Origin of the sequence: Ideonella sp. A 288 (assembly GCF_002198735.1) — a bacterium.
GTDB lineage: Bacteria > Pseudomonadota > Gammaproteobacteria > Burkholderiales > Burkholderiaceae_C > Pseudaquabacterium.
The window spans coordinates 1-26,954 of record NZ_MWLO01000118.1 but is presented as its reverse complement, the minus strand read 5'-3'; the positions used below and the strand labels follow the sequence as shown (position 1 = coordinate 26,954).

Annotated in this window: 21 protein-coding genes and 1 pseudogene; 12 read left to right on the top strand and 10 right to left on the bottom strand. The window is 66.1% G+C overall.

Annotated features, from left to right (window positions below; translation table 11 throughout):
• Positions 1 to 2 precede the first annotated feature (2 nt).
• Positions 3 to 3,650, bottom strand: coding sequence for a GAF domain-containing protein (locus EOINJALH_RS31220; protein WP_144290007.1), 3,648 nt, complete (start codon positions 3,648 to 3,650; stop codon positions 3 to 5).
• A gap of 294 nt (positions 3,651 to 3,944) precedes the next feature.
• Positions 3,945 to 4,190: a hypothetical protein gene (locus EOINJALH_RS12735; protein ID WP_088280737.1), complete on the bottom strand. Its 246-nt coding sequence runs from the start codon at positions 4,188 to 4,190 to the stop codon at positions 3,945 to 3,947.
• 606 nt (positions 4,191 to 4,796) lie between these two features.
• Between EOINJALH_RS12735 and EOINJALH_RS33485 the strand changes: the two are divergent.
• The 7 genes and pseudogenes from EOINJALH_RS33485 to EOINJALH_RS12700 form a co-directional block, all read left to right on the top strand.
• Positions 4,797 to 5,198, top strand: a pseudogene (locus EOINJALH_RS33485) (transposase zinc-binding domain-containing protein); the annotation flags it as partial.
• Between the two features lie 94 nt (positions 5,199 to 5,292).
• Complete coding sequence (locus tag EOINJALH_RS12725) at positions 5,293 to 5,913, top strand: transposase (RefSeq protein ID WP_144290006.1); 621 nt, start codon at positions 5,293 to 5,295, stop codon at positions 5,911 to 5,913.
• Positions 5,914 to 6,488: 575 nt separating this feature from the next.
• Complete coding sequence (locus EOINJALH_RS12720) at positions 6,489 to 8,912, top strand: FAD-dependent oxidoreductase (protein ID WP_158219738.1); 2,424 nt, start codon at positions 6,489 to 6,491, stop codon at positions 8,910 to 8,912.
• Complete coding sequence (locus EOINJALH_RS12715; RefSeq protein ID WP_088280734.1) at positions 8,909 to 9,718, top strand: hypothetical protein; 810 nt, start codon at positions 8,909 to 8,911, stop codon at positions 9,716 to 9,718. Before EOINJALH_RS12720 ends, EOINJALH_RS12715 begins: the two co-directional genes overlap by 4 nt.
• On the top strand, positions 9,718 to 10,773 hold the full coding sequence (locus tag EOINJALH_RS12710; protein WP_088280733.1) for a polyprenyl synthetase family protein: 1,056 nt from the start codon (positions 9,718 to 9,720) through the stop codon (positions 10,771 to 10,773). Before EOINJALH_RS12715 ends, EOINJALH_RS12710 begins: the two co-directional genes overlap by 1 nt.
• 18 nt (positions 10,774 to 10,791) lie before the next feature.
• Entirely contained in the window at positions 10,792 to 11,874 is a 1,083-nt protein-coding gene (locus EOINJALH_RS12705; RefSeq protein ID WP_088280732.1) for a saccharopine dehydrogenase NADP-binding domain-containing protein, read from the top strand.
• Positions 11,871 to 13,577, top strand: coding sequence for a hypothetical protein (locus EOINJALH_RS12700; RefSeq protein ID WP_088280731.1), 1,707 nt, complete (start codon positions 11,871 to 11,873; stop codon positions 13,575 to 13,577). The genes EOINJALH_RS12705 and EOINJALH_RS12700 overlap by 4 nt, the downstream gene beginning before the upstream one ends.
• Before the next feature lie 21 nt (positions 13,578 to 13,598).
• On the opposite strand, the gene EOINJALH_RS12695 is transcribed toward EOINJALH_RS12700, so the two are convergent.
• The gene (locus EOINJALH_RS12695) at positions 13,599 to 16,679 is read right to left on the bottom strand and encodes an AAA family ATPase (RefSeq protein ID WP_158219737.1); all 3,081 of its coding nucleotides are present in this window, start codon (positions 16,677 to 16,679) and stop codon (positions 13,599 to 13,601) included.
• Positions 16,680 to 17,087: 408 nt separating this feature from the next.
• Here EOINJALH_RS12695 and EOINJALH_RS33155 point away from each other — a divergent pair, with 408 nt between their 5' ends.
• Positions 17,088 to 17,219: a hypothetical protein gene (locus tag EOINJALH_RS33155; RefSeq protein ID WP_255407119.1), complete on the top strand. Its 132-nt coding sequence runs from the start codon at positions 17,088 to 17,090 to the stop codon at positions 17,217 to 17,219.
• Between the two features lie 572 nt (positions 17,220 to 17,791).
• Here EOINJALH_RS33155 and EOINJALH_RS12690 read toward each other — a convergent pair.
• The 4 genes from EOINJALH_RS12690 to EOINJALH_RS31210 all read right to left on the bottom strand — a co-directional run bounded on the left by EOINJALH_RS12690 (position 17,792) and on the right by EOINJALH_RS31210 (position 19,061).
• On the bottom strand, positions 17,792 to 17,968 hold the full coding sequence (locus EOINJALH_RS12690; RefSeq protein ID WP_088280729.1) for an OST-HTH/LOTUS domain-containing protein: 177 nt from the start codon (positions 17,966 to 17,968) through the stop codon (positions 17,792 to 17,794).
• Between the two features lie 44 nt (positions 17,969 to 18,012).
• Positions 18,013 to 18,234, bottom strand: a complete 222-nt coding sequence (locus EOINJALH_RS12685; protein WP_088280728.1) for a hypothetical protein — start codon at positions 18,232 to 18,234, stop codon at positions 18,013 to 18,015.
• 62 nt (positions 18,235 to 18,296) lie between these two features.
• On the bottom strand, positions 18,297 to 18,641 hold the full coding sequence (locus EOINJALH_RS12680) for an H-NS family nucleoid-associated regulatory protein (RefSeq protein ID WP_088280727.1): 345 nt from the start codon (positions 18,639 to 18,641) through the stop codon (positions 18,297 to 18,299).
• Positions 18,642 to 18,848: 207 nt separating this feature from the next.
• Positions 18,849 to 19,061, bottom strand: coding sequence for a hypothetical protein (locus tag EOINJALH_RS31210; RefSeq protein ID WP_144290004.1), 213 nt, complete (start codon positions 19,059 to 19,061; stop codon positions 18,849 to 18,851).
• Positions 19,062 to 19,364: 303 nt separating this feature from the next.
• Here EOINJALH_RS31210 and EOINJALH_RS31205 point away from each other — a divergent pair, with 303 nt between their 5' ends.
• The 3 genes from EOINJALH_RS31205 to EOINJALH_RS31200 all read left to right on the top strand — a co-directional run bounded on the left by EOINJALH_RS31205 (position 19,365) and on the right by EOINJALH_RS31200 (position 23,400).
• Entirely contained in the window at positions 19,365 to 19,868 is a 504-nt protein-coding gene (locus tag EOINJALH_RS31205) for a BPSL0761 family protein (RefSeq protein ID WP_144290003.1), read from the top strand.
• 342 nt (positions 19,869 to 20,210) lie between these two features.
• Positions 20,211 to 20,873, top strand: a complete 663-nt coding sequence (locus EOINJALH_RS12670; RefSeq protein ID WP_088280726.1) for a hypothetical protein — start codon at positions 20,211 to 20,213, stop codon at positions 20,871 to 20,873.
• A 481-nt stretch (positions 20,874 to 21,354) separates the two neighbouring features.
• Complete coding sequence (locus tag EOINJALH_RS31200; RefSeq protein ID WP_144290002.1) at positions 21,355 to 23,400, top strand: hypothetical protein; 2,046 nt, start codon at positions 21,355 to 21,357, stop codon at positions 23,398 to 23,400.
• A 142-nt stretch (positions 23,401 to 23,542) separates the two neighbouring features.
• Here EOINJALH_RS31200 and EOINJALH_RS12665 read toward each other — a convergent pair whose 3' ends face one another.
• Positions 23,543 to 25,210, bottom strand: a complete 1,668-nt coding sequence (locus EOINJALH_RS12665) for an MBL fold metallo-hydrolase (RefSeq protein WP_088280725.1) — start codon at positions 25,208 to 25,210, stop codon at positions 23,543 to 23,545.
• Between the two features lie 147 nt (positions 25,211 to 25,357).
• Here EOINJALH_RS12665 and EOINJALH_RS31195 point away from each other — a divergent pair, with 147 nt between their 5' ends.
• Positions 25,358 to 25,789: a hypothetical protein gene (locus tag EOINJALH_RS31195; RefSeq protein WP_144290001.1), complete on the top strand. Its 432-nt coding sequence runs from the start codon at positions 25,358 to 25,360 to the stop codon at positions 25,787 to 25,789.
• Here the strand turns inward: EOINJALH_RS31195 and EOINJALH_RS31790 are convergent.
• Together EOINJALH_RS31790 and EOINJALH_RS31785 are read right to left on the bottom strand one after the other, a co-directional pair.
• The gene (locus EOINJALH_RS31790) at positions 25,765 to 26,436 is read right to left on the bottom strand and encodes an IS630 family transposase (RefSeq protein WP_088280723.1); all 672 of its coding nucleotides are present in this window, start codon (positions 26,434 to 26,436) and stop codon (positions 25,765 to 25,767) included. The two genes, EOINJALH_RS31195 and EOINJALH_RS31790, sit on opposite strands and share 25 nt — an antisense overlap.
• Positions 26,436 to 26,858 carry a helix-turn-helix domain-containing protein gene (locus tag EOINJALH_RS31785; RefSeq protein ID WP_158219735.1) on the bottom strand — a complete coding sequence of 141 codons (423 nt, stop codon included), beginning with the start codon at positions 26,856 to 26,858 and terminating at the stop codon, positions 26,436 to 26,438. The genes EOINJALH_RS31790 and EOINJALH_RS31785 overlap by 1 nt, the downstream gene beginning before the upstream one ends.
• Positions 26,859 to 26,954 lie beyond the last annotated feature (96 nt).

Sequence of the window (26,954 nt, the reverse complement as noted above, 5' to 3'; positions counted from 1 at the left end):
TTTCAGTTCGCCCGATCCCGGCGCAGAAGGTCTATCGGCACCGAGAGGTCAAAAACGTAGCGCGCGTGGCCGGGACGTAGCAAGAGCGGCTTGATGTCGATGTCGAACTTGAGGCCCAGTGTGTTCGCCAACTCGTGGATGCCCCAGAGACCAACCCCTGTACCAGTCCTGCTCATCTTGCGCCCGCCCAGGGCCCGCTGCTGTCGGCGGCGGCCGGCTGACCCTTGAATCCCGAATTGCATGAGTAGTTCTGGAGAGTCGAGATTTGGGTCGTACCCGGCCTCGTTGCGGAACCTGATCCTGTAGCCGGAAAGGCTGCCGTCGACCTCGATCGGGTCTACCGCTACCTCGACACCGCTGCTGGGGTCAGCATACTTTGCAATGTTGAAGGTGAGATCCGACAGAAGCCAGGACCACAGCCGTGGCTGGCTAAGAAGGAGCCAACGCTCGTCTACTTGGTCAACGTTCAAATAGATTCGTTGCGCTTTCAGATCGCTGCTGTAGGCGGAGAAGGAGTTGTCGATCGTGCCACGAAGGTTCAACCATACGGCGCGATGCACGTCGCCTGCGGTGTCTAGGTCGTGCCCCAGCGCGGCAATGCTCCGGCGTCGCTCGATTAGCCTGGAAAGCATGGCCAGGCTTTCTGCGTGTTCGACACTTGCCTGCGCTTCCAAGCCGGTTGCGAGTTCAGACAGGACTTTCTCCAGATTCTTCAGCTGATGCCGCAGCTCAGCGTCGTCGCCGAGTGAGCTGTGCTGAATCCGTTTCCTCAACCAGGGTCTGATTTGGCCTAAAGGGGCGTCAACGGCAAGCAGGCTGTCCAACTGACTCTTGGTGACGGCGGCCTTCACCGCAGCAGCATTCAGCTCGTTTCGTCCTTGGTGAAGGATGTACTGCACCAGCTGGTTCATCGGCTTGTCAATGGCCTCCGTTTGCGCGAGCACGTACGGCAGGTAAGTCTGAATGTGCGCAACCACGGGCCTCCAGCTGGGTGGCCAGGGCGGAAGTGAGTCTTCCTCCGCTAGGTCCGGTGCATTCAGGCTGACAACGCCAATGGCTTGTTCCGCGCCCGCGGACTCGCCGATCAGGGCGAAAGCCATCACGTTGCTCCACCCGCGTTCGATGTACGGCATATCGAGCCGTGACGGAAACATCTGCACGCTCGAGTCGGGGACTGTCGCGCCTGTGACCGAGAGGAAATCGGCGCCCAGCACGAGGTCTCCCCGGGCAGCTGAAGCTCGCTCATACAGCGTTGTCGCCACGGTCTGGTCGTGGCGCGCTTGGATGAAGTGGCCTCGAAGCGATTTGTCCCCTTGCCCGGGCGCGTCGACCCCGTCCGTCTCTGTCCAAGGGTCCAATGCGAACGCGAAGACTGGGCGCGTGAGGGGGATGTCTGCGCGTGGTGCAACGTCTGGCAGGGTCACCGAGGGTGCGTGCTCCGGGAGGAGACCATTCACCTTGAAGGCATCCACGGCGGTGCCGCCGCCTAAGCGGAAGCGCATGCCTTTGCTGCGCCGGTCCTGCAGCCATATGTTCACGCCAGGGCAGAGGAAGACGTTTGCCAGGCAGCGCGCCGTGGCGTTCATGGGATGCTGCGGACTCCCAAAATCCAGAGCCTGCCACCGCTCCAACTCGACATTCGAAGCCAGCCAGTTGATCTGTCGCATCTGCCAGAGCTGACTTTGAAAGTAAATGGCCGAGCCGAGATGACGCCCGAGGACCGACAGCGGATGCCGCAGTTGGACGCCGAACTGACGGGGACCCGCCACGCTGGCTAGCGTCAGCACACCGACGACTCTGCTATTGAAAGTCAGAGGGACAGACAAAGCATCTTTGACGTCCGGGTCGCCATGTACAGCAGAATCTTGCTTTCGCTGAGCCACTGCCGACTTGAGGCTATCTAGCCGAGGCTCGATCTGGCCAGAGTAGGCAGCACGAACTGCTTGGCGCGGATCGGGTTCCATGCCGGCGTCTCGAGCCTCGCTGGGGCGCCGCCAGTCTTCGTGGAGTCCTGCGCGGTGCCGCATGAGGCGAGCGGCGCCGCTCACACGGCGTAGCAGAGGCGCCGTGTCGCTGTAGTCGCACCAGTAGATCTCTGCTAGATCCGCAGAAGTCATGGCGAGGATGTGTCGGCAGAGCTGGTCACCGTAACCGCGAAGCAGGTGTGCGACACCCCGTCCTTCAGAATCTGCTTGCTGCGCTACTGAGGGGTCGTCTGCACCCTCGGGCTCGGTAGCACGAGATTGGCGTGCGAGCGCCGTTGTCATGACCTCGACGTAGGCCGACAGCTCCGCAGATTGCCTCTCTCTGATCCTTGCGTGCAGGTCCGCCGGAGTCTCGACCCACCTTGTCGCGCCCTCGCTCTGGGGTGTGCGAATGGCGTCGTTGATGTCGACCCAGCCGTGTCGGTGTGGCATGGTCTGACGACGCCCCGCAGCAGTGATGAAGCGCAGCAAGGGCTCAACACGCGCCCCCTTGCGACGATGCACCTGTAGCGTTACTCGGTGGCGTGGGACGCCCACCCACAGCGGTCGCGTGTCAGAGGGTGTCAACTCCTGCAGCAGCGGGCCCCAGCGCGCTTGCCAACAAGAGAGTGCGGCCATGGTCTCCCAATTCGCACGCGACAGCGGCCTGCCTGCCTGCCCGTCTTTCCATTCGAACAAGTCGGGCGCTAGGCGCGCCGACAGCAACAGATTCAAGGTGTGCTGACTTTCGCTGGCCCGTCGTTTGGCCTCGATTTCGTCGATGCCAGCGCGTGCCTCGAGCGCGTGCACAAGTTCGGCCCTGTCAGGCGCCGTCTCGTGCACTTCGTTCCAGCCCGCAACGCGTGCTCGCGAGACTTGGCTCAGGTAGCGCTGGAAGGGCCCGTAGAACCACGCCCCGCCATCCCCGTAGGCATCTGCGCCCGATGTCACGAACGGGCCAACAACAAGTGCAATGTCAAGCTGCGGGCGCTGTCGGCCGCTTCTCTGATAGCCCGGCAGGACAATCAACCCGAAATGCCTGATGTTGAGGCTTCCGCGTTGTACGTTGGCATCATCAGCAGACGGCCCGTCGAGGATCTCTTGAAACTGCTCAGCCTCGCGCCAGGCCCACATGAGGACGAAGAGCGACCAATGTTCGACCATGCGTGCCAAGCTGTGCACGGGCAGCGGGTTGCTCATCTCGGTAAGCCAAACGTCGCGCTCCAAGTGCGGTAAGAGCGTGAGGAACCAGTCCGCATAGTGTCGTGGCAGCGATGTAGGCAGCGGTACGTCCGTCGCGAGGCTCAACACCCAGTCGCGCAGCGTTGCCACGTGTCTAGGATCTTTCATAGCTGCGACTAGGGCATCTGCCTCTTCTTCCGAGAGCGGCACTTGCGCGCGCCGATTGCCAGCCAAGGGGCTCGTGAGTAGAGATCGAAGCTCGAGTTGCCACTGAGTGACGAAGGCTACGAACGTATGGTCAAGATGCCTGAGGCATGAGAGGCGCAACAGCCGCAACGGTATCTGATGAGCGTGGGCGATGACGTCGAGCGAGACCTGAATCGCCTGCTGGCGCTCAATGCGTCGGCGCGCCCATTCCTCAATGCCGCACGACCTGGAATCCAGATCGTCCGCATCGAGCCACTCACGCACAGTGGGTTCGCTGACCTTACCTTCACGCGCCATTCGGCCAACCTCTTGCGTCAGCTGCAAACGCCGCAGCCCGGGGCGGATGCCAGGCCTTGTGATCGGCGGACTGCCGCTGTGCTTGTCGTGTCGTCGACAAGGCCAACCAGCGCACCAGGGCCGCCGTCGGCCATAGCCGCATCCGTGCCGCCCTCGACAAGGGCCGCCTCACAGCCTAGCTCAACAGGAATGTAACCGCGCGCCGGGCAACTGTCAGTGAGGGCGCTGGGTGGCCTGATTGCCAGCGTGTCGAACCAGGCAGGTCTTTGGCCAGAGCGGCGCCGCAGAGGCATGTCATGCTGCCACGATGACGGCCGCAGCACCACGACTCTCCAAGAAGCAAGCACGAACCATCGAATACGCGCTCAAGCAGCTGGCCAGCGCGAAGTCGTTCATTCCGATCCAGTCGATCGAAGACTTCAAGAAGGTGCCCGCGCCCTCAATGGGCGGGTCGCGGCGAAGCGCCTCGACCAGGTAGATCACGGCCATCGCCATGCCGAAGACTTCCTGCGACGCAGCAGCCAGGCCGGCGGTGGACATGGCATAGGCGCGGACTCCTTCGGTGGCCTCGGTTCATCTGCGACCGGCAGCTTCAGGGCGACGGGTTCAGGACAGCCTATGTCGCTGATGGGTCGGCTCGCGCCGGTCGGGCGTGCGATCTCGACGTCGGAAAGCTGAACCTCAACTTGAGCCACCGGATATCCGACGTCCGCGGGCGGCAGTGGACGACCCTGAACCGACATCCGCGCCCTCGAATTCGTCGCCCTGAAGCCGCCGGTCAGACCAAAGCGACACACCCGAAGGTGGTCCCGCGGCCGAGCGCACACATCGGTAGGCGACCCTGAGGGCGATTGTTGTGAGGAGCACGGCTTGAGACCGTGCGGGCTCACCAACTCGAGAGCCCATCGTGCAAGCCGTCAGCCGGCAGCCCCAGCGGGCACCGGATGGCGCCCCGGTCCACGACGAGCGCCATCGACCGGAGCAGACCACCCTGTACCGCCTGGTGCAGCAGCACGCGGCCAGCTTCATCGCTCATACCGAGGCCAGCACCGGATCGGAGCTGCCCCGGTTCGTCAAGGACGAGTTCGACGCCTTCCTCGATTGCGGCATCCTGGCGCACGGCTTCCTGAGGGTGCGCTGCGACGAGTGCGCCACGACAAGCTGTTGGCCTTCAGCTGCAAGCGTCGCGGGTTCTGCCCGTCGTGCGGCGCGCGGCGTATGTCGCAGACCGCGGCGCACCTGGTGGACCACGTCATCCCGCATGTCCCAGTGCGGCAGTGGGTGCTGTCCCTGCCGATCCCGCTGCGCTTGCTGCTGGCCGCGCAGCCGGAACTGGTCACGCCGGTGCTGCAGGTGGTACAGCGCGTGGTCACGCGCCATCTGATGGGGCAGGCCGGGCTCAAGACCGACGAAGGCCACGGCGGCGCCGTCACGCTGATCCAGCGCTTCGGCTCGGCCGCCAACCTCAACGTCCACCTGCACTGCCTGGTGCTGGACGGCGTGTACCGGGGCGGTGGCGACGGCGTGCCGACCTTCATCGAGGTGGCCGCGCCCAGAGACGACGAGCTGCACACGCTGCTGCAAACGCTCATCACCCGGCTGATGAAGCTGCTCACGCGCCGGGGGGGTGCTGGTGGAGGACATGGGCCAGACCTACCTGGCCGTGCCCGACGCCGACGCAGACGAGGCGCGCACGTTGCGGCCGTTACAGGCGGCGGCCGTCACGTATCGCATCGCCTTCGGACCGCGCGCCGGGCAGAAGGTGCTGACGCTCAGGAGCGCGATGCCCCGCGGGGGTACGGCTGGACAGCCGCTTTGCGCTGACATCGACGGGTTCAGCCTGCACGCCGCAGTCCGTGTCGAAGCGCACGATCGCAAGCGGCTGGAGCAACTGTGCCGCTACATCACCCGACCGGCCCTGTCGGACGAACGGGTGCAAGTCAACGCCACCGGGCAGGTGGAGCTGAAGCTCAAGACGCCGTGGCGTGACGGCACCACGCACCTGGTGATGGCGCCGCTGGAGTTCATGCAGCGGCTGGCCGCGCTGGTGCCACGGCCGCGGTTGCACTTAATCAGGTTTTACGGCGTGCTGGCCCCGAACGCGAAGCTGCGACCTCTGGTGGTGCCGCAGGGACCCGAGGTGCAAGAGCAGGCTAGCGAAGTCGCAGTTGCCGACGAATGCGAGGTCGAGACGCTTCAGGCCCGGCCGCACCGTATCAGCTGGGCGCGGTTGCTCAAGCGGGTCTTCGACATCGACATGTAGCACTGCCCGAACTGCGGCGGCGAGGAACTGAAGATCATCGCGGCCATCCTGGAGCGGCCGGTGATCGAGCAGATCCTGACTCACCTGGGCCTGGATTCGCAGCCACCACCCCGAGGGCGGGCGTGCGAGGCGGGGCAAGATTTCGCAGCCTGAGCCACGCCCTGAATCACGCCGGCCATCACAAACACCACGCCCCAGGGCTGCAACGCAAGACCGCAGCCGGGGCGGCGACGCGCGACGCTTCGGCGCGACACCATCGGAATCAGGGTCAACCCTGAGAACTTGACCGCCAGCGCCCCTGGTGAACGGTCCAAGGACCTGCCGACACCGCTCGACGCGACGGCTGGGGCGCCAAATCCAGGCACTTCAGGCCGTCGAAGGTCCGTCTTGGTCCTTACCCAGGGCCTTTGAATTTCCTATGCTCTGTCGCGCCTACTATCGCAGAGGGTGATCCTGCAATTTCCGGCAAATCGATCGCGGGTATATCCGGTTTGTGGGCAACGACCGCAAGGGCTCAAAGTCGGCTTGCGTTGCAACGCACAATGTCCGGCCAAGACAGGGGCAAAGGGAGAGGCATGGCCCAGAACGAGGGAGTCGCTGGCGCCGACGCGGGGCGTCCGATCCGGGTGATGATCATCGGCGGCGGCTGCGCCGGCATGAGTGCCGCGTGGCAACTCGCCCGCCAGCCCGGATTCGAGATCCACGTCTTCGAGGCCCAGGCCCATCTCGGCGGCAAGGGCGGCTCGACCCGGCTGCCGGACGGCCGGGTGCGCGAACACGGCCTGCACCTGTGGTTCGGGTTCTACGAGAACGCCTTCCGCATGATGCGCGAGTGCTACGCCGAGGTGCAGGCCCGCGGCTACGGGCCCGGTGCCGACGATCCCGAACACCGGCTGCCCCACGCCTGCTTCGACGACGCCTTCGTCCCCGAGGCCCAGGTTGGAGTCGCAGGTCTGGACGACGTCGGGCGGTGGAGGCTGTGGACCAGCGAGCCTCCGCGCACCGAAGGACTGCCTGGCACGCCGCTGGATGCGAACAGCAACCCGTTCACCCTGCCGGCCTACGTCGGGCGCTGCCTGACGCTGGTACGTGGGCTGCTGCTCAGCGTCGTCGGGCCACCCTCCGAAGACGGCAGTACCCCGACACCGCGGCTGGATCCCCGCAGTCCGCGGGCATCGATCGACGACATCGCCCGACGCCTGCGGCAGGGGGCGCTGGTGGGCGCCGGCGTGCTGGTGCAGGCGCTCGGCCTGTTCGAGGACTGGCTGCGTTCCGTGGACTTCGGTGCCGGCGTCGCCGACCGCAGCGCCGAGCTGATCGAGGTGCTGACGGCGCAGGTGCGCCGCCAGCTTCAGGATCTCACCAGCCTGGACCCTGAACTGCGGTGGAAGACCGAGGTCCTCGACATCGTGATGACGATCGCCGTGGGTCTGTACCGCGACCGCGTCCTGCTGGGCCGCGGCGGCCTCGACGCGCTCAACGACATCGACTACCGCGACTGGCTGCTGCGCCACGGCGCCACGCGCAGCGCGGTGGTCGATTCGGCCTTCATGCGCGGCATCTATGACCTGGCCTTCGCCTACCGCCAGGGAGATCGGAACCAGCCTGCCTTCGCGGCCGGCGTGGCGTTGCGAAGTGCACTGCGGATGTTCTTCACCTACCGCGGTTCGATGTTCTGGAAGATGGGGGCCGGCATGGGCGAGACGGTGTTCTCGCCTTTGTTCCGCGTGCTCGGCGGTCGGCCCGACGAGGTGCGCGGGCCGCTCGCCCTGCCCTCGCTGCCGGTGCGTTTCCACCTGGCCCACCGACTCTGGAACGTCGCACTCGGGCAGGACGCCGAGCGCGGCGTGCAGGTCGACGAGCTGCGGTTCGTCTGCGGGGCGGTGTCCGACCCACCCCTGGACCACTTCGGCTGCTGGCCCGAACCCCCGGACCCCGTCTTCGCGAAGGTGAACGAGCGCTTGTTGAGACGTGACGAGGACTTCGACGTCGTGATCTTCACGGCCGGTCCCGAAGCGCTGGCCGCCACGGTCGGTCAGGCACGCCTGGAGGCACTGCTGCCGGCCTGGGCCGAGATGACCCGGCAGGTCAGGACCGTCGCCACCCGCGCGGCGCAGATCTGGTTGCCAGACCGGCTGCCCGATCTCGGCTGGACGCGGGGGCCTGCCGCGATCAGCGCCCTCGGCGCACCGCTGGACACCTTCGCCGACATGACCCACGTGGTCGCGAGCGAGGCCGCCTGGCGTCAGGCGCTGCCTGCAGAGAAGCGGGCCTCCCTCGTTGATGTCGGGAAACCTGGCGCGCTCGTCTACCTCTGCGGCGTGGCGGCGGACGACGACGCGCTGGAGTCGGCGCAGGCGGATCTTCACAGCCTGTTCGGGCTGCCCCCGGCCGCCCGTGGTCCAGCGGCGCAGGGTTCGGATCGCGCCAATGCGAGCGCCCACCGGGTCGATGCCGACGACGAGCGCTGGACCGACGCACTGGCAGGGATCTGGGCGGCCGCTGCGGCCGATCCGTCCGTGCGGCCGGTGCTCATCCAGATGTTGTCCACGGCGCAGTCCCAGCCATCGGACGCACTGGCACGGCGCCTGGTTCGCCTGCTACGGGCCCGTCCCGAGTGGGCCGAACGCCTGCGGCAGGTCGCCGGCGCTGCGCCCGCGCCGGCCTCCGGCCGCTGGCCGCAGGCGCTGTGGCCGAAAGGATTCGCCGTCACGGGCGAGGCGAAAGGCCCGCTGGCCGACGCCGTACGCGGCGCCGACCTGCGGATCAACGGCCATGGCTCCGAGCGCTACACGCTGTCGCTGCCCAGGACCATCCGCCACCGCGTTTCACCGCTGGACACGTCCGTGGCGAACATGGTGCTGGCCGGGGACTGGACCGCGTGCGGACTGGACGTCGGCTGTGTCGAGGCGGCGGTGATGTCCGGCATGCTCGCAGCGCATGCCGTGGGCCTGGGCCGGCCTACCCTGGACGAGATCGTAGGCTTCAAACATCCATGAGCGACCAGCCGACTTCACTCCGCGACGGTCACGGCCGTTACCGCCGCGTCCCATCGGCCGCCTCGGGGCCGGACCGCCGCGTCGGCGGCTTCTACCGTTCGTCAGATGGCGATGCCGGCCCGAGGCGCGTGATCGGCCGGCCCTTGGCTTCGACCGAAGACGCGGTGATCGCGGCGGTGCGGCTGGCCTACGACGTGGCCGATGCCCAGGTCGATCGCAGCCTGCGCATCGCGTCGCGGCTGAAAGCCGCAGGCGACACTGCGACCGGCACGGACAGCGACCGACTGGCCTTGCAGTCCCTGGAACGGCTGGCCCTGCGGGCGGGCGAGTCGGCCCTGGCGTGGATCGAACTGTCGGCTGCCGAGCCGGGGAGTCCGCTGCGCCGGGTGCTGGCGGCGGAGTACCGGTGGCTGGGCCGCCTGTTCGGGCTGACCGACCAGGCGCCCGCAGCGACCGCAGGGTCGCCGACCTCGGGGAACGTCCAGGCGGCTCCCGTGCCGACCGGCGGCACGGAGGCAACGCCGCCGAGGGACCCGGCCGTTCTGCCGATGATGCGAAGCGAAGTGCCGCGCCCGGTGCGGGTGTCGTTGCAGGCGCAGTCCGACCTCGGCTCGGAGCCGCTGCGTTGCGTGTTCTCCGTGCCCGGCGAGAAGCCCGTGCCGGCCCTCTTGCGGTTCGATGCCAGGAGGCAGGCCTGGGTGCTGGAGCTGCCGGATCTCACGGCCCATTCAAGCGCCACCTGGACCGCCGCCGCCTGCGCCGACGACGGCGTGCAAGTGGCCATCGTCAAGCTCGAGCTGCTGTGATGGCCGTGCTTGCCGCGGATCCGCCCCGTGTCGACGATGTGCTGATCCGCGACGTGCTGGAGGACTACGCCACCCAGGTGCGCGCGGGCGTCGACGCGTGGCTGGCCGGGGTCGACGAATCACCGTACCTGGGCCCGCTGCTGGCCGACTACCCGCGACGCGGCGGCAAGATGCTTCGCGCGACCCTGTGCCTCGCGGCGGCGCATGCGCGCGGCGCGGCAGCGGGGGCAGCGATGCCCACTGCGGTGGCGATCGAATTGCTGCACAACGCCTTGCTCGTCCACGACGACATCGAGGACGGCAGCGAGCAGCGTCGCGGCATCCCCACGTTGCACGAACTGCATGGCGTCCCCCTTGCGCTGAACGCGGGCACCGCCCTGATGCTGCATGCGCACGGTCCGCTGTGGAGCAATTCCGAGCGGCTGGGGGGACGCCTGGCGCTGCGCGTTGTCGAGGAGTTCCACCGCATGGGGCTCCACGCCGTCGAAGGGCAGGCGCTGGAACTGGGCTGGCAGCGCGACAACCGCACCACCGTGGACGAGCGCGACTATCTCGAGATGGTCCGCCTGAAGACCTGCTGGCAGACCACCATCCACCCGTTGCGTGTCGGCGTGCTGATCGGCAGCCAGGGCGCGGACGCGCTCGACCCGTTCGATCTGGTGGGCTTCTTCCTCGGGGCCGCCTTCCAGATCCAGGACGATCTGCTCAATCTCGAAGGCGGCCCGGACTACGGCAAGGAGATCGACGGCGACCTCCGCGAAGGCAAGCGCACCTTGATGGTGGTGCACGCACTGCGCCATGCAGCTGCGGCCGAACGCGGCCGCCTGGTCGAGTTCCTGGGCCTGGCGCGGGCCGACCGCTCGGACGGCGATGTGGACTGGGTGCGTACGCTGATGGATCGGACCGGTGCACTCGACGCCGCACGGACAACGGCGCGCGCGCTGGCCGGCGCGGCGCTGTCGGAGTTCGATCGCTGTACGGCGCACTGGCCCGATTCGCGCGACCGGCGGTTCTTGCGCCAGCTCGTGCTGTGGGTCGTGCGTCGAACGCACTGAGTCGTTGGGAGGTCGACCATGAGACCTGTGCTGATCTACGGAGCCTATGGCCGGACGGGGAGGTTGATCGTCGAACAGGCCGCACGGTTGCCAGGGTGGCGACTCATCCTGGCCGGGCGGGATCCTGGCCGGCTGGCCGAACTGGCCCGGCCGCTCGGCCTGGAGACCCGGGCCTTCACGCTCGACCGGCCGGAAGCGGTGCGGGACGGACTTCGCGAGGTTGGCGTGGTCGTCAATGCGGCCGGACCGTACGCGGCCACCGCGGAGCGCCTGGCCAAGTCGGCGATCCGGGTCGGCGCGCACTACGCCGACCTATGCGGGGAAGAGGCCGCGTGGCGTCAGGTCAAGGCGCTCGACCGGCTGGCCGCCGAGTCGCGGGTGGCACTGGTGTGCGGAGCAGCCGTGACGCCGGGTCTCTCCGCGCTGCTGCTCGCCAGCCTGGTGGCCCGGCAAGTCCTGCCTCGCTTCCTGGGGGAGGTGCGCATCGTCCTCTCGCGCCCCGACGGTCTGGGCAGCGGCAGCCTGCGCACGCTGTGGGAGAGCAGCCTCGACCGCGTGCTGGTGGTCCGCCAGGGGGTCGAGCGGACCGTGCCGGTCGGCCGTCACGAGCACCTCATCGACTTCGGCGCGACGCGGCCCGGGCCGCGCATCGCGATGGCGGCCGGCCTGGTCGACACGTTGGCCGTGGCAGACACGCTGGCAGCGGCCGCGATCCGGGCCGACGGCATCTGCAGCTTCGTCGAGGCTGGCAGCGGGTCGCGCTGGCTCGCCGATGCGGCGGCCTGGGCTGCGCCGCTGCGAACCCTGCCCACCAGCCGGCCGATGGCGGCCCTGGCGGCATCGCTGCTCGACGCGACGCCGGTCGAGCCGCTGGTCGTGGCCTTGCAGGTCGAGGACCCGTGGCGCGCGCCCCTCGTCGACCAGCGGTTCACCGTGCCCGAGCCTTACAGCGCCAGTGCCGCGATCGCGGTCGCCGCGGCGCGTCTGCTGGCGCAGGCGCAGCCTGAATCGGTGTACGGCTGGAAGGGCATCGGAACGCTGCTGCGCGGTCAATCGGAGCTGGCGACCTCGATGGATTCATTGGAGCCCATTTCACGGTGAACGCTGCGGACCAGACCTGGCTCGCCATGTTCCCGCTAGCGACCGAAGCCGGTGTGCCTCGGGACTCGGTCTTCTACTCGGTGGTAAACATCCTGCGCACCAAGGATGGGAAATCTCCGGACACCGTGGTCGTCGAAGTGACGAGGAAGCAGGAGGGCCACTGGATCGTCGTGATGGCGGTGCAGTCGGGTGGCGATCCGTCGCGGGTCGAGGCGGTGATCGCGTTCTCCGACTCCAGCGTGCGGTGCGGCCAGCTCTCACAGGACGGCCTGCCTGCCTTCGAGGCAGCGATCACGGCTCGCGACGACGGCTTGCACGTCGAGGTCCATGCCTTTGCGCGCGCGCAGCCCGGCGGCCCCCCTGGCGACGGGGGCGCCACGCTCACCCGCTTCATCGTTGGGGGACTGCCCTTGCTGCAGCCGGTGCCGCCCCCCGAGCAGAACGTCTCGACCGCCCACTACGTTTCGCTGTACTTCCACCAGCGCGTCGTCGCACCCGATCCGATCGATCCGGCGGCCACGGTCCGGGTGCTCGCCGACGGCGGAGTGAGGCTGTCCGGAGAGTTTCGCGGCGATGAGGAGCCGCCCACCGTCACCTTGGATATTCCGGAACTGCGCTATCCGAACCTCAGGCCGCTCAGCTCCGCCGAGCAGCGTCAAGCCAGCCGGGTTTTGCGCGGACAGTGGAGTGGTGTCATGTCCGAGCGGCCGCAGGCGAACCAGCCCAACGGACTGCCGCCTTCGACCCGCCGATCGCGCGACGAACTGCAGTACGTACCGGCGAGCTTCCGCTTCGAGTCGGTGGACTGGCTGGGCTTCCGCATCGACCTGCAGGACAGCTGCGGCGACCCTCGCGCCGTCGCCGACCTGCTCGCCGAACTGACGGCTCCGCTGAAGCCACTGGACCAGGGGTATGAGGCCGCCGGCACCACGCTGACGCTGGACCTGCTTCGCTACGGACGCATGCACATCGCCGAGCGCTTCGGCGAGCTGACCCCCAATGACTGGTTCAGCCAGCACGAGTTGGCACTTCGCATCGCGGTGCGAAGGCCGGGGGAAGCCCGCAGCGCGTCGTTCGTCGCGGCGATCTGGGTCGACAACCCCTGGTCGCGCTACCTGGGCCGGGAACTCCAGGGCTTCGACAAGCGACTGGCGGCGGCACGGGACGGACGCGGCCGGAGGCTCGACGACCGGGGTCGCATCGACGGGGTCGAGGTGCCTTTGTGGCAGGTGGCCGCAGTGAACGCCGTCGATCGCGAGCCGGAGGCCCCGCCCGTGCTCGCTTTGGGCTACGGCGTGGATCCTGCGGCTGCACCGTTGCTCGACATCGCGACCACCCGGCTGGTCGACGGGCCCGGCACGCTCGCGGGCCTGCTCGACGAGGAGGGTCTGGCGATCGCCGGCAGCCGGCCCTGGACGCGCGGTGAGTTCAACAACGTCCAGGTCTCGCCCTGCGACGCGCGACCGCTTCCCCGAGCATTGATCGAGAGCCGCTTCAACTTCTCCAAGCTGCGGGTCGGCTTCCCGGATGGGCTCGCGCGGCTCAGCCTGGGGACCTACGGCTTCCGCACGCCGCCGGCCTGGCAGGGCCTGTGCGACTTCCTGGACCGCCATGGCGGCAGGGAACTGACCCTGCCGGCCGGCGACTGGTACCGGATCTCATGCGATCTGCGCATGGAGGTGGTCGACCCGCTCGGCTGGTAGATGCCTCGGTCACCGGGGGGTTCACGCTCCTGTCGCCGACCACGATGGCGGCAGCCATGCCTGCAACAGCGCGGCAATGGGAGAACCGGGTTCCCAGGCCGTTCCAGGATCATCGAGCCGACGGCGCAGTGCTTCGGCATCGTTGCGTCGCGAGGCGTCGGGATCGAAGAGCTGCGCGTGGAGCAGACATGCGCGCAATGCCGTGGTCAGATCGCCATCGGCAAGTGCACGCCGGCAGGCTTCGCCGAGGCGAGCCGCCGCATCGGCTCCAGAAGGCGCCAGTTCCACCTCGAGCATCTCGATCTCGGCATCGGTCCGGTGCTCACCGCCGGCATCGGCCACGAAACGCGCCTTCGCGAGCAGCGCCAGCGCCTCGGACGGCTGCCCCAGGCGCGCCATGCCTTGGGCGAAAGCCCAGAGGTAGTACGGCGCGTTCAGTGTCGATCCGGTCTTCGCCATCCGCTCCAGCATCAGTCCAGCCTCCTGGACGGCCACGGGGTCGGGGGCCTGGGCCGCGCGTGACAACGCCTCGAGCAGGGCACTGACGCCCAGCCAGGTCGCGAAGCCGAACTCCGAAGAGATCCCGAGAGCGATCAGTGCGTGCTCCCGCGCCTGGGCATGTCGCCGCTGCGTGTAGCGCACGCCCGCGATCCACGAGTGCAGCACCGCACGATCGAACGGGCGGTCGATGCGATCGGCGTGCGCGAGCCCATCGGCGATGGCCCGCTCGGCCTCGAACGGTCGGCCCCGCAGCCAGCGCACCGTCGGCAGCAGCGCCAGCGCGGCGATTCCGGCATCCTGCGGTACGGGGTAGCGTAGGCGCGCCCCGTCGAAGGCGCGGTAGCACTCCCAGCACTCGCTCAGCATCGTGTCGGCTTCCACCAACCGATTGGCGTACAGCGATGCGTAACCATGCAGGGACAGGGCATCCAGCAGGTGGTCGTGTCGCACGCTGCGAAGCGCACGGGGGAGCGCCTCGCTGGCCAGTTCGTAGGCGTCGCGCAGGCTTCCCTTCACCAGATAGAAGGTTGCGAGGCCTCGCAGCACGGGATAGATCTCGACGTCGTCGGGCTCCGAAGCACATGCCTCGCGGGCCTGGCGGTAGGTACGTTCGACCTCGTCGCCGGCATAGCCGTCGCGGGCCGTCAACGCAACGCCGAGCTGTATCAGCAGCTCACGCCGCGTGGCCTTGTCGACCACCTTCGCCTGATCGAGCGCGTCCAGCCCGGCACGCGCATGGGCGATCGCTTCGACATAGGCGGCTGCCGCATTCGTGCCCTGGGCAGCGCGCAGCAGGCTTCGCGCGGCATCGCCATGGCGGGCAGCACCCAGCTGGTGGACCGCGATGACGGCGCGCTCTGCCTCCGGCAGGCTGCCGACCTGTGCGTCGAGCAGGTCGGCCACCGCGCCGTGCAGGCGGCGTCGATCGGCCCGCATTAGCGTGTCGTACACCGCCTCGTGGATCAAGGCGTGGCGAAACGAGGCCACGCCGGCGGTCGGAGCGGGCAGCGCCAGAAAGCCGTCTGCGGCAAGCTGCGCCATCGCGCCGGCAACGCCTTCAGGCGGCATGTCCGTCAGCGTCGACAACATGTCGAGCGAGAAACGGCGGCCCAGCACCGCAGCCGCCTGGAGCACCGCACGTCGCTCAGGATGTGCGTCGACCCGGACCTGAACGATCGTGCGAAGGGTGACGGGAACACCAGCGGCACCCGGCAGCGCACGACCCTCGAGAACACTGCGGGTCAGCTCCTCGAGAACCAGTGGAACGCCTTCGGCCCGTGCGACGATCCAGGCAGCGGTCTCTTCGGTGCAGACCGCGGAGCGGCGACCGGCAAGTTGCCGGATGAAGAGCGCTGCATCGTCGCTCGTCAGCGGCTCCAGTGCCATCTCCAGATCGGCGGCACCCACCAGCCGCCCCCGACCTTCCGGGCGAGAGGTCACCAGCAGGATCCCGCGCCACCGACTTGTCGAGGCTGCCAGCGCATCGAGCAGTTCGACGGTGGTCGGATCGGCCCATTGCAGGTCCTCGACGAGGATGGCCACGGGGCTTCGAACGGACAACCCGGCGACGATGTCCACGAGCGCCGCAGTGGCACCTTCGCGCAGGCGCTCGCCGCTGAGTGAGCCTGCTTCGGTCAGCGAAGGCTCCAGTGCGGCCAGCGCCAGCGTGATCGCATGGCCGTCGACCTCCCCCCCGCTCAAATGGCTCACCAGCCACGTCCGCAGGAGGTGCAGCGTATCGCCGCCGGACTCCGCCAAGGGACCGACTCCTGCCAGCCGCCGCAAGGTGTTGCGCACCGGATGCAGCGGCGTGTTGGCCGTACGCGGAGAGCAATCGAAGTCCAGACGGGTCGCGCCGTCCTGCACGGCGATCTGCAGGATCCGGTCAGCCAGGCGTGACTTGCCGATGCCCGGGTCACCGATCACCATCGTCGTGCGCGCAGGTCCGACCTTCGCCGACTGCCACAGATCGAGTCCTCGCCGCAGCTCGACATCGCGTCCCACGAGTTCCGCAGACTGCCCGTTGCCCTCCCGCCGGGCGAGGTGCCGCGACGCGGTGGTGCTCTCGGCGACCACGCGCAGAGCATGGACCGCGCCATCGAAGCCCTTCAGCGAGAGCGGCGCCATGCCTTCGAAATCGAAGAAGCCGCCGGCCACCCTCGAGAGCGACTCGTCGACCAGGACGGTGTCGGGTTCAGCCGCAGCGGCCAGTCGAGCCGCCAGGTGAGCCACCGGGCCCACCACGTCCTCCTGCGTTCCCGCCGCGCCGGCTTCCAGGGTGGCCAGGACCGCATCGCCAAGCGCCAGGCCGATGCGTACGCGCAGGGGGGTCGCGGTGCCGGGAACCATCCTCTCGGCGAGCGCCCTCCGTAGCGCGAGGGCGGCCCGGATCGCGGTCTCGGGAGTGTCCTCCGCGAAGTGGGGATGACCGAAGGTGAATCGCGCCGCGTCGCCCGTGAATCGCAGACGCAAGGGACCATACGCGGCGTTGATGTCCTCGGCCGCCTGGCGAAACATGCGGAACAGCAGGCTCAGGTCCTCCGGGTCGAGGAGGTTGGCCCACCGAGTCGAGTCGACGATGTCCGCAAAGGCCACGACCACGGGGCGAAGCTGGTCGGCAGCTGCCCCGGCACCACAGCGCCGACACGGCTGGGCCGAGGCTTCGAGCGCTGAGCCGCATGCTTCGCAGAAGAGAGACATCCAGCCCTGCCTGGGGGAGTCACGGACGGTCGCGATTGTGGACGATCTCCGGCGCAGTCGCCTCGAACTGCCTGCCTCGTCGTTTCCATGGTGTCGTCCTGCGCCGACACGGTCCCAGGCCGCGGCCCGGGACCCGGCGCCGTGTCAGCGCTTCAGCGCCGCCCACACCACGTTCGGCGAATGGCCGTTCATGCGCACCATGCGCACCCACAGCAGCGTCATGTGTGCGGCCGCTGCAGGCGGCGGCCATCACGTACCGCATCGCCTTCGGGCCGCGCGGGGCAGAAGGTGCTGACTCTGCGAGGAGCGATGCCGCACGAGGCTGCGGCGCGTCAGCCGTTGTGCGCCGATATCGACGGCTTCAGCCTGCACGCTGCCGTGCGGGTCGAGGCGCACGACCGCAAGCGGCTGGAACAGCTGTGCCGCTACATCACCACATAACCCGCCCGGCGCTGTCAGACGAACGGGTGCAGCTCACCGCCGCCGGCCAAGTCGATCTCAAGCTCAAGACGCGGTGGCGTGACGGAACGACCCACCTGGCCATGAGCCCGCTGGAGTTCAAGCAGCGGCTGGCCGCGCTGGAGCGGTGGTCGAGGCAGCATATGACCGGCTGGCCGGATAGCGGCCGTTCGCCACCGGCAGCTCCCGGCCGACTGCCGTAGGCAACGAACGGCAGCTTCGTAGCTGCGGAACGTGAGGGATCCGGAGCCGGTCGTCCGACAGCTGCGGAGCGCGTCGACGGGCTGGTATGGGTCGGCAGCACCAGTTCGCGGAACATGGGAGCTGTCGTTTGATGCGGCGACGTGGTGGCCTCACCACTCATCCACAAAGTTGGGGACGAACGGCAGGTATCTGAGCGGCCGACTGGCCCGACGAACCCTGAACGGCAGGTATCAGCGTGCGCCGACATTCACCCGCCGGATCCGATCGGCAGCACTCAGTCTGAAGCCGCCGGACATTCCCGTTGGTCCATACGACTTCCATGCAGCGTGCTGCAGGTCTTCCGGCTGGCATCACGCCACGATTGGCCGCGCTCGCACCGACAGATGATTGAAGCCAGACGGATCCGTCGTCTCCTTGACCTCCAGATAGGCCTGCCTGCGCACCAGTTCGCTGAGCTTGGTGAAGCCGTAGTTGCGTGGGTCAAACGAGGTGTTGTTCTTGTTGATGAATGAGCCCACCGCCGACAGCGAACTCCTGCTACTTCAGATTGGTACGGCTGGAGGGGGGCAGGTCAGTTGGTCAGGATCGCGCGCGAGGTCGGTCGCCGGGCCTTGCTACCCGGGGCGATCATGCCCCACTGGCCCATCACGGCGGCGAGGCCATCCTCGCTGCGCCGAACGAAGAGCCCGGTGTTGAAGGGCCCGACCGCGACCTCGCGGTACTCGAGCGGCAACTGCACGCGGAAGTACCGCTCGACATGCTCGCGCGGAGACATGTGGTACAGGTTGCACATGGGATCGCCCGGGCCCTTCAGTCAGCGTGACAGTTCCGACCGATGGTCGGTCCCGTACCGGCCTACTTGACCAGCAGATCCTCGGGGGTCTTGCCTGCTGCCAGAGCCGCATTGAACCAGGCTGGGCGCTTGCCCTTGCCGACCCAGGCGTTGCCTGCGTCATCGCGGTACTTGATGGCTGCTGTGGACTTGGTGGCCTTGCCCTTGCTGGCGGGTTTTGCCGATTTGCGGGTTGGCTTGGCCACCACGGCCTTGCCAAACAACTCCTGCGGCGTCAGGTCGTAATGGGCAATGGCCTCCAGGATGCGCGCGACCACGCCGCCCTTTTCCTTGGCCTTCAGGGCCGCGGCCTCTTGCTGCAACTTGTCGATCTGTTGGTGGATTTCTGCGAGCGTCTTCTTTGCCATCTGTGACTCCGGGCGCATCGCGATCCAATGGGGATCGCTCGCCGATGCATCGGGCTTGTTGCCTCTGAATGCGAATATTCCCTGATATGGAACTGTACCTTGTGCACGAAAGTGCCGCCGAGGCGTCCGAACGAACCGGTCGAGCTCGTCTCCAATTTGAATGACAGGCCAATTCACTTGAACGCACTTGCTCGCGCATGATCGCGGTCAGTTGGGGCCATTCGGCAACTCCCGCTTGATCGGCGGAAACTCGCCAACCCGTGTCGTCGCCAGGTGATCACCCGTGCTGTGATCGAGTCTGAGTGCGCCCTGCCGGTCGGGTCGGGCGAGGAACTGCTGAGTAATCTGGACCCGCACGTCGGTGTCACCAAGCGGCAGATGGAACCGGCGATACGGCGACGCTTGGGCATCGTCATGCACGGGCCATCAATGCCGAAGGAACTCAGTGGACCTGGCTGTAGTCCAGCGCAGGAACTCTCCACCGACAGACCGCCTCGAACACTCTCCGTTGAAGCTCGCAAATGCGAGCCGTGTACAGATCGGTCGTGTGCACGGTACGGGGATCCCCTACAAGTGGAGGCGAGGGCATCCTTTGAGACGGGCGGCTGGTTGTGGCGGAGGGCAGATTCCAGTTGGACAACTTGTGGGACCATCCGATCCGCTGGCGGATTTGCTGTCGCGGGTTCCGTCTGGCACAGTTCTGAGTCGCGTCGGGGAACCGCCATGACCATGCCATCGGAACGTCGTCGAGCCCTGCGCTGGACATGGGCAGTCCTGCAGGACATCAGCAATGATGCAGGGGTGCCTGCGGCGCTGGGGGCGGACGTGGCCGCGGCGCTGGCCGCATTCCCGAACGATCGTGCAGTGGCGACCTGCTTTTTGGAAGAGGACGACGAGCGCCTCCAGCGCCACTTGGCAGCCATCGAAGTCGCTCAGGAGATTCTCAACCGGGCGAGACGCTGCCCAGACCTCACCCAGCAGACTCGCGCAGCTGCCGTGGCGACAGATCGGCACTTCCCCCAGAACTGGGAGATGAGCAAGGCGCCGTGGCCGATGCCGCCGCGTGACTGGGTCGAGTTCTACCTGCTTCAGGATATGGACGCTGAGGCTATGCGACGGGAATTGCTGGAACGTGGCATTGCCGACAAGGACTTGGCCTGCGAGCGGCTGGCACGGTTTCGCAGCGGTCATGCGCAGCCCATGATTCTCTTGGCTCAGCGGGCTTAGCCATTCGCTTTGTGCGATCTGAAGACCATACGGACAGCGACTCTGACGTCGAGCCTCATCGGCGACTGCTATGCAGGGCGGATTCAACGGCAACTTACCTTCCTTCTCGGCCTGCCGATCGGCGTGTATGCCGCGCACGCGTCTCAGCGACGCAACCCGGTGCGCGGTCCATGTCTTGCCCTGGCCAGTAGGCATACCCATGCGATTGAGCGACGCGGCAATGTGCTCATCCGAACAGCGTCCGGCCATGCTCGTGATGACTGGCACGGCCTCGTCCGAGGTACGGCACCCATGCTCACCGGGGCGAGGCTTCCTAGTCCCGACAAATGAGAATCCATCACCATGAACCTTGTCGACGCACTCTCACGCTTCAATCGGAAAGAGCGCTACTTGCTCATCCGTAACGCCCTCGGTCCATCCAGCGCGCGCCTCGGCGAGGCCTTTCGCGACAAGCTGGAAGCGGCCATCAACATTGAGGTGCCATGCGACGCCTGGTGGGCCATGGACTATCACCTCGACTGGCTGGTCGGCGCCCTGAGCCTGGTCTCCAACGAGGCGGACGCGCACCAGGTGCGGCCCAACACCGACGGGATGGTCACGGGCACCCAGGAGGACATGGACCTGGTCGTGGCCTTCGGCGACGTGCTGGTGTTGGTGGAAGCCAAGGGCGAGACGTCCTGGGTCAACGAACAATTCAAGAGGAAGGTCAATCGATTGGAAGGACTGCGAAGGGCTGAATTGCTGCCGGGACCCAAAGACTTGAGGGTCTTCTTCGTCGTGATGTCGCCGCGCGCGCCGTCGGATCGGCTCAGTCCCGAGCTCGGGAACGAATGGGAATCGTGGATGTGCAACGCCGAAGGTCGGCCGGTGCACGTTCCGCTGGAGATGCCGGGCGAGTTCTGGAAGGTAACGCGGTGGGACGATCGGCTCGCAAGGCCCGCTGCTGTCGACACCCATTGGAAGATTGTCCCTGCGCGTGGCGCAACAAAGCTCGACGAGCGTTGATGTGTGAGTGGCCTCTACGGAGGCAGATCGACGGCAGAGTGAATCCGAGGGTCCATCATCGCGGGCTATTCGACGGAAGTGCTGTGAGCCGCAGGGCCGCTGTAGGCGCCTGCTCAACAGCGGCAGTGTCAGGTCGCGCACGGGGCAAGCTGCCCTTCGACCCCGATCCTGACTCGACCGGGGGCATGGCCTCGCGAATGACAGCTGTCGGAGATCCCGGCTGCCTCGACACGCAAGCGGGAGATCTCGACCGTCCGGTTCAAGCGCTCGCGGCTGCGGAATGCATGGTGGATAGCTGCAATGACTCCCTTCCCGTGGCGATTCAACAACTGCCTCATGCGTCGAAATGGCGATCCGAGCAAGGTCGTCGCCGAGTTGCGGTGTGGCGGTGTACAGGCCAACCTTTGTGAGCGGTGCATAGAGGCTGAAGGCGTACATTCGTCTGTTTTGTGGCGCCTTTTTTCCCATAGTGAGATGCCCGATGACTCCCTTCTTGGATTGCCCACCGGACGTCACTCCCTTCGATGCCGATAGCTATTTGAAGCGAGCTGAGTGGCGGTACATGCACCGGCAGTCGATACTCGAACTCGATGAAGACTTGGACATGGTCGTGCAGCTGGATCCAGGGGGATGGGAGGCATGGACGCTGAAAGCCGCCGCAGCTGAGGACGACGATCAGGAGATTGAAGCACTCAGCGCAGCCATCGCGCGCGGAGCTCCCGTTCGAGCGCGCCTTTGCCGGGTGCTGGCGCACTTGCGGCTCGGCAACCTCGAAGCCGCAGAGGAGGACAGCAAAGCGTTGGTGCGAGCTTTCCCGTTCGGCCCCAGCGGGGAGCCGTATGGCAGGATGGACAGGTATCTGTACCCGGCCGCCGACTTCGCGACAACCGCGGTCGACTTCAGATTCGGCCAACTGCTTTGGATTGAAGGCGACCTTCTTCGAGCGTACAACCTATTTTCGGATCGCCGGGTATGCTTCGATATGCGTTGCCGGCTCTGGGCGCACCTCTCGCAACTCGCCAATGGGGTAAGGACACCGTTGTCTTGGCCTGCTCCCTCAGATGCGCCCCGCCTGCAGGGCTCGTGGCTGGCATCGGAGGAGTGGGCACGCGTGCCCAAAGTCGAGGTTGGACCTTCACAGCCGAAGGTCGTACTTTGGACGCTGCTGGGGGAACTTTTTGCGGAGCGCATGACGCCAGATGACCTGACCACTGCCAGCACGTATGTGCGGCAGGTGGCCAACCAGCCTGAGCACGGCAGCCACCGACCGGCGCGCCCGGGCCACTGGCTCCTGGGCGAGTTCGTCTGGCCAAGTCAGCTGCACTTTTACAGTGGCATGTGGCACTTGCAGCGAGGCCGCGTCGATGATGCTCTTTTGATGTTGCAGGCTGCTGTCACGGCGGACGGCTCATCTTCCCTCGAGCGCCTCGCGGCTCGCTCAGTTTCCCGTTGGCTTCGGCAAGCTTCATTTCCTTCGACGGCGCCCGTCCCGCTTCGGCGACCGCAGCCGCGGGCGAGCCCGCTCGTGGAGGATTTCGTCAACGAGAGGCCTCTCGAATCCAACTTGTGGTCTTCCTCCAGTGGGGACTGCTTGATGGTCGGCGGACAGTACCTGGGCGACGATGGAATTCGGTCAATCCTCAACTCGGCCAGGATGCGCAATGTGTTCTCGTTGAGCCTGAACGACGTGGGATTGACGCTCGCCGGCCTGGCCGCATTTGAGGAAAGCGAGAACGTAGGACAGATCAAGGAACTGACGCTGCGCACGGCGGACTTGGCTGAAGCAGGGTTGGGCGCGATCACACAATGTACGAACCTGAGGTCACTGCAATCGCTGTGCTTTGGGGAAGTTGGGCTGACTGGCCGCGGACCCTTGGTCCTGCTAACGCATCGGCTTCCGAGCCTGCGCTCGGTTCAGTTCGACGAGCCGCTGGACTTTGACGTTTGGCTGCAGTTGCTCGAACAATTCGGTGACGGTCTCGAGGCGAGCGCGACGTTGCTGCCGGAGCATTTCATGAGGGTGAGTCCCAGCCTTCAAATCTGTATCGTTAGCGTGGCTCCGCCGTACTACCGGCCAGTGACCAGTGCAGAGCTGGGAACGCCGGCCGCGGCACGAGCGTTTGAGATCCCGGAGAGCGACGGCCGCTATTGTGAGGTGACGTTTCGAATGCTGGACTACCTCCGCCATCGATGGGCGCGTTGCTGCGACCGGCGCCAATGGAACCACCGCGGAGGTCTACTTTCGGAAGTGCATGCGCTGAATCGCCTTCAGGGAATGGCGGAAGTCACGCGTGAATCGGCGCTTCGCGTGGACGGCGACGACGCGTTTTCCTTCATTGACGAAGGGTTCGACCCAATCAGTCTGCATTGTCCGGCGTGCAGTTCGACGCACGTACGACCGGTGGCGGTGGAGCGGCTCCCAGGGTTGAACCCTTCCGTGGTCACTTGGAGTTGCCCGCGAGGGCACGTACTGCGCATTGCGCACGGACTTCCCCGTGATCTCGCCTCAAGACGAAACGGCTGGTAGACCGCGCGAGGGTCTCCCGGGTTCGACACCAAACGACCCGCCCGGTCAGGTCGATCGGCTCCAAGCGCGATTGGCTCCTCACGCTGCAAGACTGACATCAAATGAATCACCAACCCGATCCTATCGATCCCCCCAAAACGACTCATCGCGCCAACGTGGCAACCCCCCGGGTGTCGCATTCGATTGGCAAGGTCGTCTCGGCCTCAAGGCTGTGCCAGGCCTCCAGATTGCAGGGCCGCGGTTGAATGACCGTCAACTCGTGACACAGCCCTGCCGCCCGTTCCTGTAGCACCTCAGCCAGCTTTCCGCGTTGTAGGTCTTCTCCGTGCTGAATGAAGACCACGGGTGCAGACCTCACTTCCCTGTCTCCATGCCGATGGAAGACCCAGTTCACCAGGTCTTGTTGGTCGGCATGTGCTGAGTAGCCGCTCAGCCTGACCAAGTCAGCTGCGATGTCACGGACGCGGACTGCCTTGCCGTTCGCCCACTCAATGCTTCCAGTGTGTCGCCTGCGTTCGTGCGGGGACGTTGCGACCAAAGCCATCAACCGGGTCATCACCGACCCGCCAGGTGTGTAGCCCGTGCTTGCCACGATGGTGAGGCTGTTGCGAATCAACGTTGGCAACCACTGCGCCGCAGCGCCGTTCTCGCCGTCAGCTGATCCGCAGACGATGACAGTTGGTCCCTCAGGTTGGGCGTCTCGACTCAAGCCCAGGTCCTTGAGGGATTGCACCAACGGCCGCCAGTTGCGAGCAATCTCATTGCCACGCGTGACCGCAGGCAGGTCGACCCCCCGATTCGCAGTCAGAGTTTGCTGACAGATGGCGATGGCCGCGTCAATGTCGTCAGGGTCCGTGTCGTCAAGCCCCAGAAGTCTGAACACCTGCTTTCCCAACCACCGCAAGCGCACCTTTCCGGTCTTGCCCGTCACCTCTGAGTCGCCCAACGCCTTGGCAACAATCGGTTGGATCCGAGAGGCAAGTGGCGCGTCGAGCAGGACCTTGAGATTCCCAAAGCGGTGAGGAGCTTTGGCGACAATTGCGTGCAGGTCGAAGAGCATGTCTTGCACCCGACCCAGGGCAAACGCTGGCATCAGCAGAGTGCCCTTCAGCGCAACCGTCCGCTCAATGAGCGCTTCGAGTGACGCGAGTCTCACTGCTGGGTTACGTTGCTCGGACGAGCGCACCAAGTTGCCGTAGGTCGATTCCAGTACCGCAAAGTTGGCCGGAGCGGGCCGCCACGGAAACCGAATGAGGGGAGTGACCTCGTCGTCCTCGCACCCGGGGCCGACGTCGCCCGAGAAGACGATGCTTCGCTGGTTCGGGCCTGGCGACCCCCACAGAACGGCCAGCGACACCGCGCCCACGATGTGACCGGATCGGTAGGCCCGCAGGAACAAGTCTGTGGCCACAGGCCGAGGTTGGCCTAGAGGCAAGTCGCCCCTGAACGGGCGCCAGGCAATGCTGGCGACCTCTCTGGCGGTGTAGCCAACGTCCGGCTGTCGCGCGGCCTCCTCGAGCACCTTCTGCGCGATCAGTGCCGTCTCTGTCGTGCAGTAGACGGGCCCCTTGAACCCATGCTTGTAAAGCAGCGGGATGAGCCCGCAATGGTCGAGGTGCGCATGAGTCAGCGCCACGAACTGGATCCTGGATGGCTCGAACGGCCACGGCCCATCCGTCCAGTGCGGCACACGACCGCCATCCAAGTTCAGTCCGCAGTCAACGAGAAAGCTCCATCCCCTCGCCTCGTCCCTCAGCCAAGTGCACGAACCCGTCACGACACCCACTGCCCCCAGAAAACGCACTCTCATTTCGCAATCTCCGTGTGATTTGGATGAAGCGAACTCTCACCTGCCGCGACCTTCGCATCAATGATGTTGCATCTACGTTGCATCGATGCAAGATCGTTGCATTGCGCTCGCTGAATATCTACGATGCGGACTCAGTGGGGAGAGACCATGACTGACGGCAGAGTGTTGGCATCAGCGAGGGCGCGAGGACTCGACTCGCTGACGAAGGTCGCCGAAGCGCTCATCACCAAGCACCCAGAGCTCTTCGAGGGCATAGCCGTCAGAAGCCTAGGCGCCAAGCTCAGCGAGCTCAATCGCGAGAACCTCACTTGGTGGCGCGGCCGAGAGGACCGGCTGGAGGCCCTGGGGAGGTTGCTCGGGCTTGGCGTCAGCGAACTGGTCGCCGCCGAGCAGGCTCGCCGACGCGGGCTTTGGGTGTGCGAGGAGTTTCCAGAGCTTCCTGCGCTGAACCTGATGAATGAGCAGCCGCCCACGCTGACTGAACCGGTGGCCACAGGGCCTCGTGCCGCGCATCCACCGAGCTTGGAGGATTGGCTGCTCGTTGGACTAGTACGTCAACACGCAAGTTTCGAAACGTAGTGTCGACCGAGCTTCTGATCGGCATCCTGGCGAGTGAACTTCCACTCGATAGTTCGTCGCGCAGCGTTGCGAGTTTGCTGCCACGACTCGACCTCGCGACGAAGAAGTTCTCGACTGGCGACGCGCCGATCCAGGCATTGACGGCTGAGGATGCCGATCTCGATCTCCGCCATGTTCAGCCAACTTGCATGCTTGGGCGTGTAGTGGAACTGCACCCGGCGCAAGAGCTTGGTCGCCGCCCGCTCACCCAGCACGTCGTCGAAGTTCTTTCTGAAGTGGATGTTCAGGTTGTCCAGCACCAAGTGAACTCGGCGAGCCTTGGCGTATGCATTGGTCAGCAGGTCACTGACGAATGCAACGAAGTCGACTTTGCCGCGGCGCTCGGTGACCGAGACAATCCGCTGTCCTGCCTTGGGCTCGACGGCTACGAACAGGTTGGTCGTGCCGTTGCGTACGTACTCATAGTCCACCTTGGTGGGGCGATGCGGTTCCATTGGCAGCGATGCACGACTGTGGTCGATGAGTTGAAGGCTCTTCTCGTCGATACAGATGACCGGCTCGGCTCGCGACATGGGCCGCGCATACAACGCAAGCAAGCCGTACATGCGGCGTCGGTACTCTTGCGACAGCGCGCCGATGCACCACATCAGCCTGCGCCAGGGTTTGAGGTCGTTTTTTTGAGCATGCGCCGCACGGTCTCTCGGCTCACGGTGCCCATGCCAGGCTCCTGGCGCGCGGCTCGTTCGAGTTCGACGATCGTCCAGCGCTGCCGGCCCGCCGGCGGCGCCGAACACGCCAGTGCCGTCACCCGCGCTTCGTCGTCGGTGCCGTACTGGCGTGGTCGCCCCGAGCGGGCAACGTCGAAGACCGCCAACTCGACACCACCTTGCAGATACGCTGCTCGCGTGCGCCACACAGCCGTGCGCCCAATACCCAGCACCGCCATGATCTGGGCCTCCGGCACGCCCCGATCCAGTGAGGACAGAACATGAGCACGATTGACCTCTCGCGCCTGATGCAGCCCTTTGCTGCGAATCTCGTCCACAACCGAGCGGTCCTTGTCGGTCAAGTGAAGTTCCGTTTGGCGCATGGCAACACCTCCGAGCATCGATTCGCGATGAAGAGAGTGTATTAATGTTCCGTTACTTGCGTGTCAACGTACTAG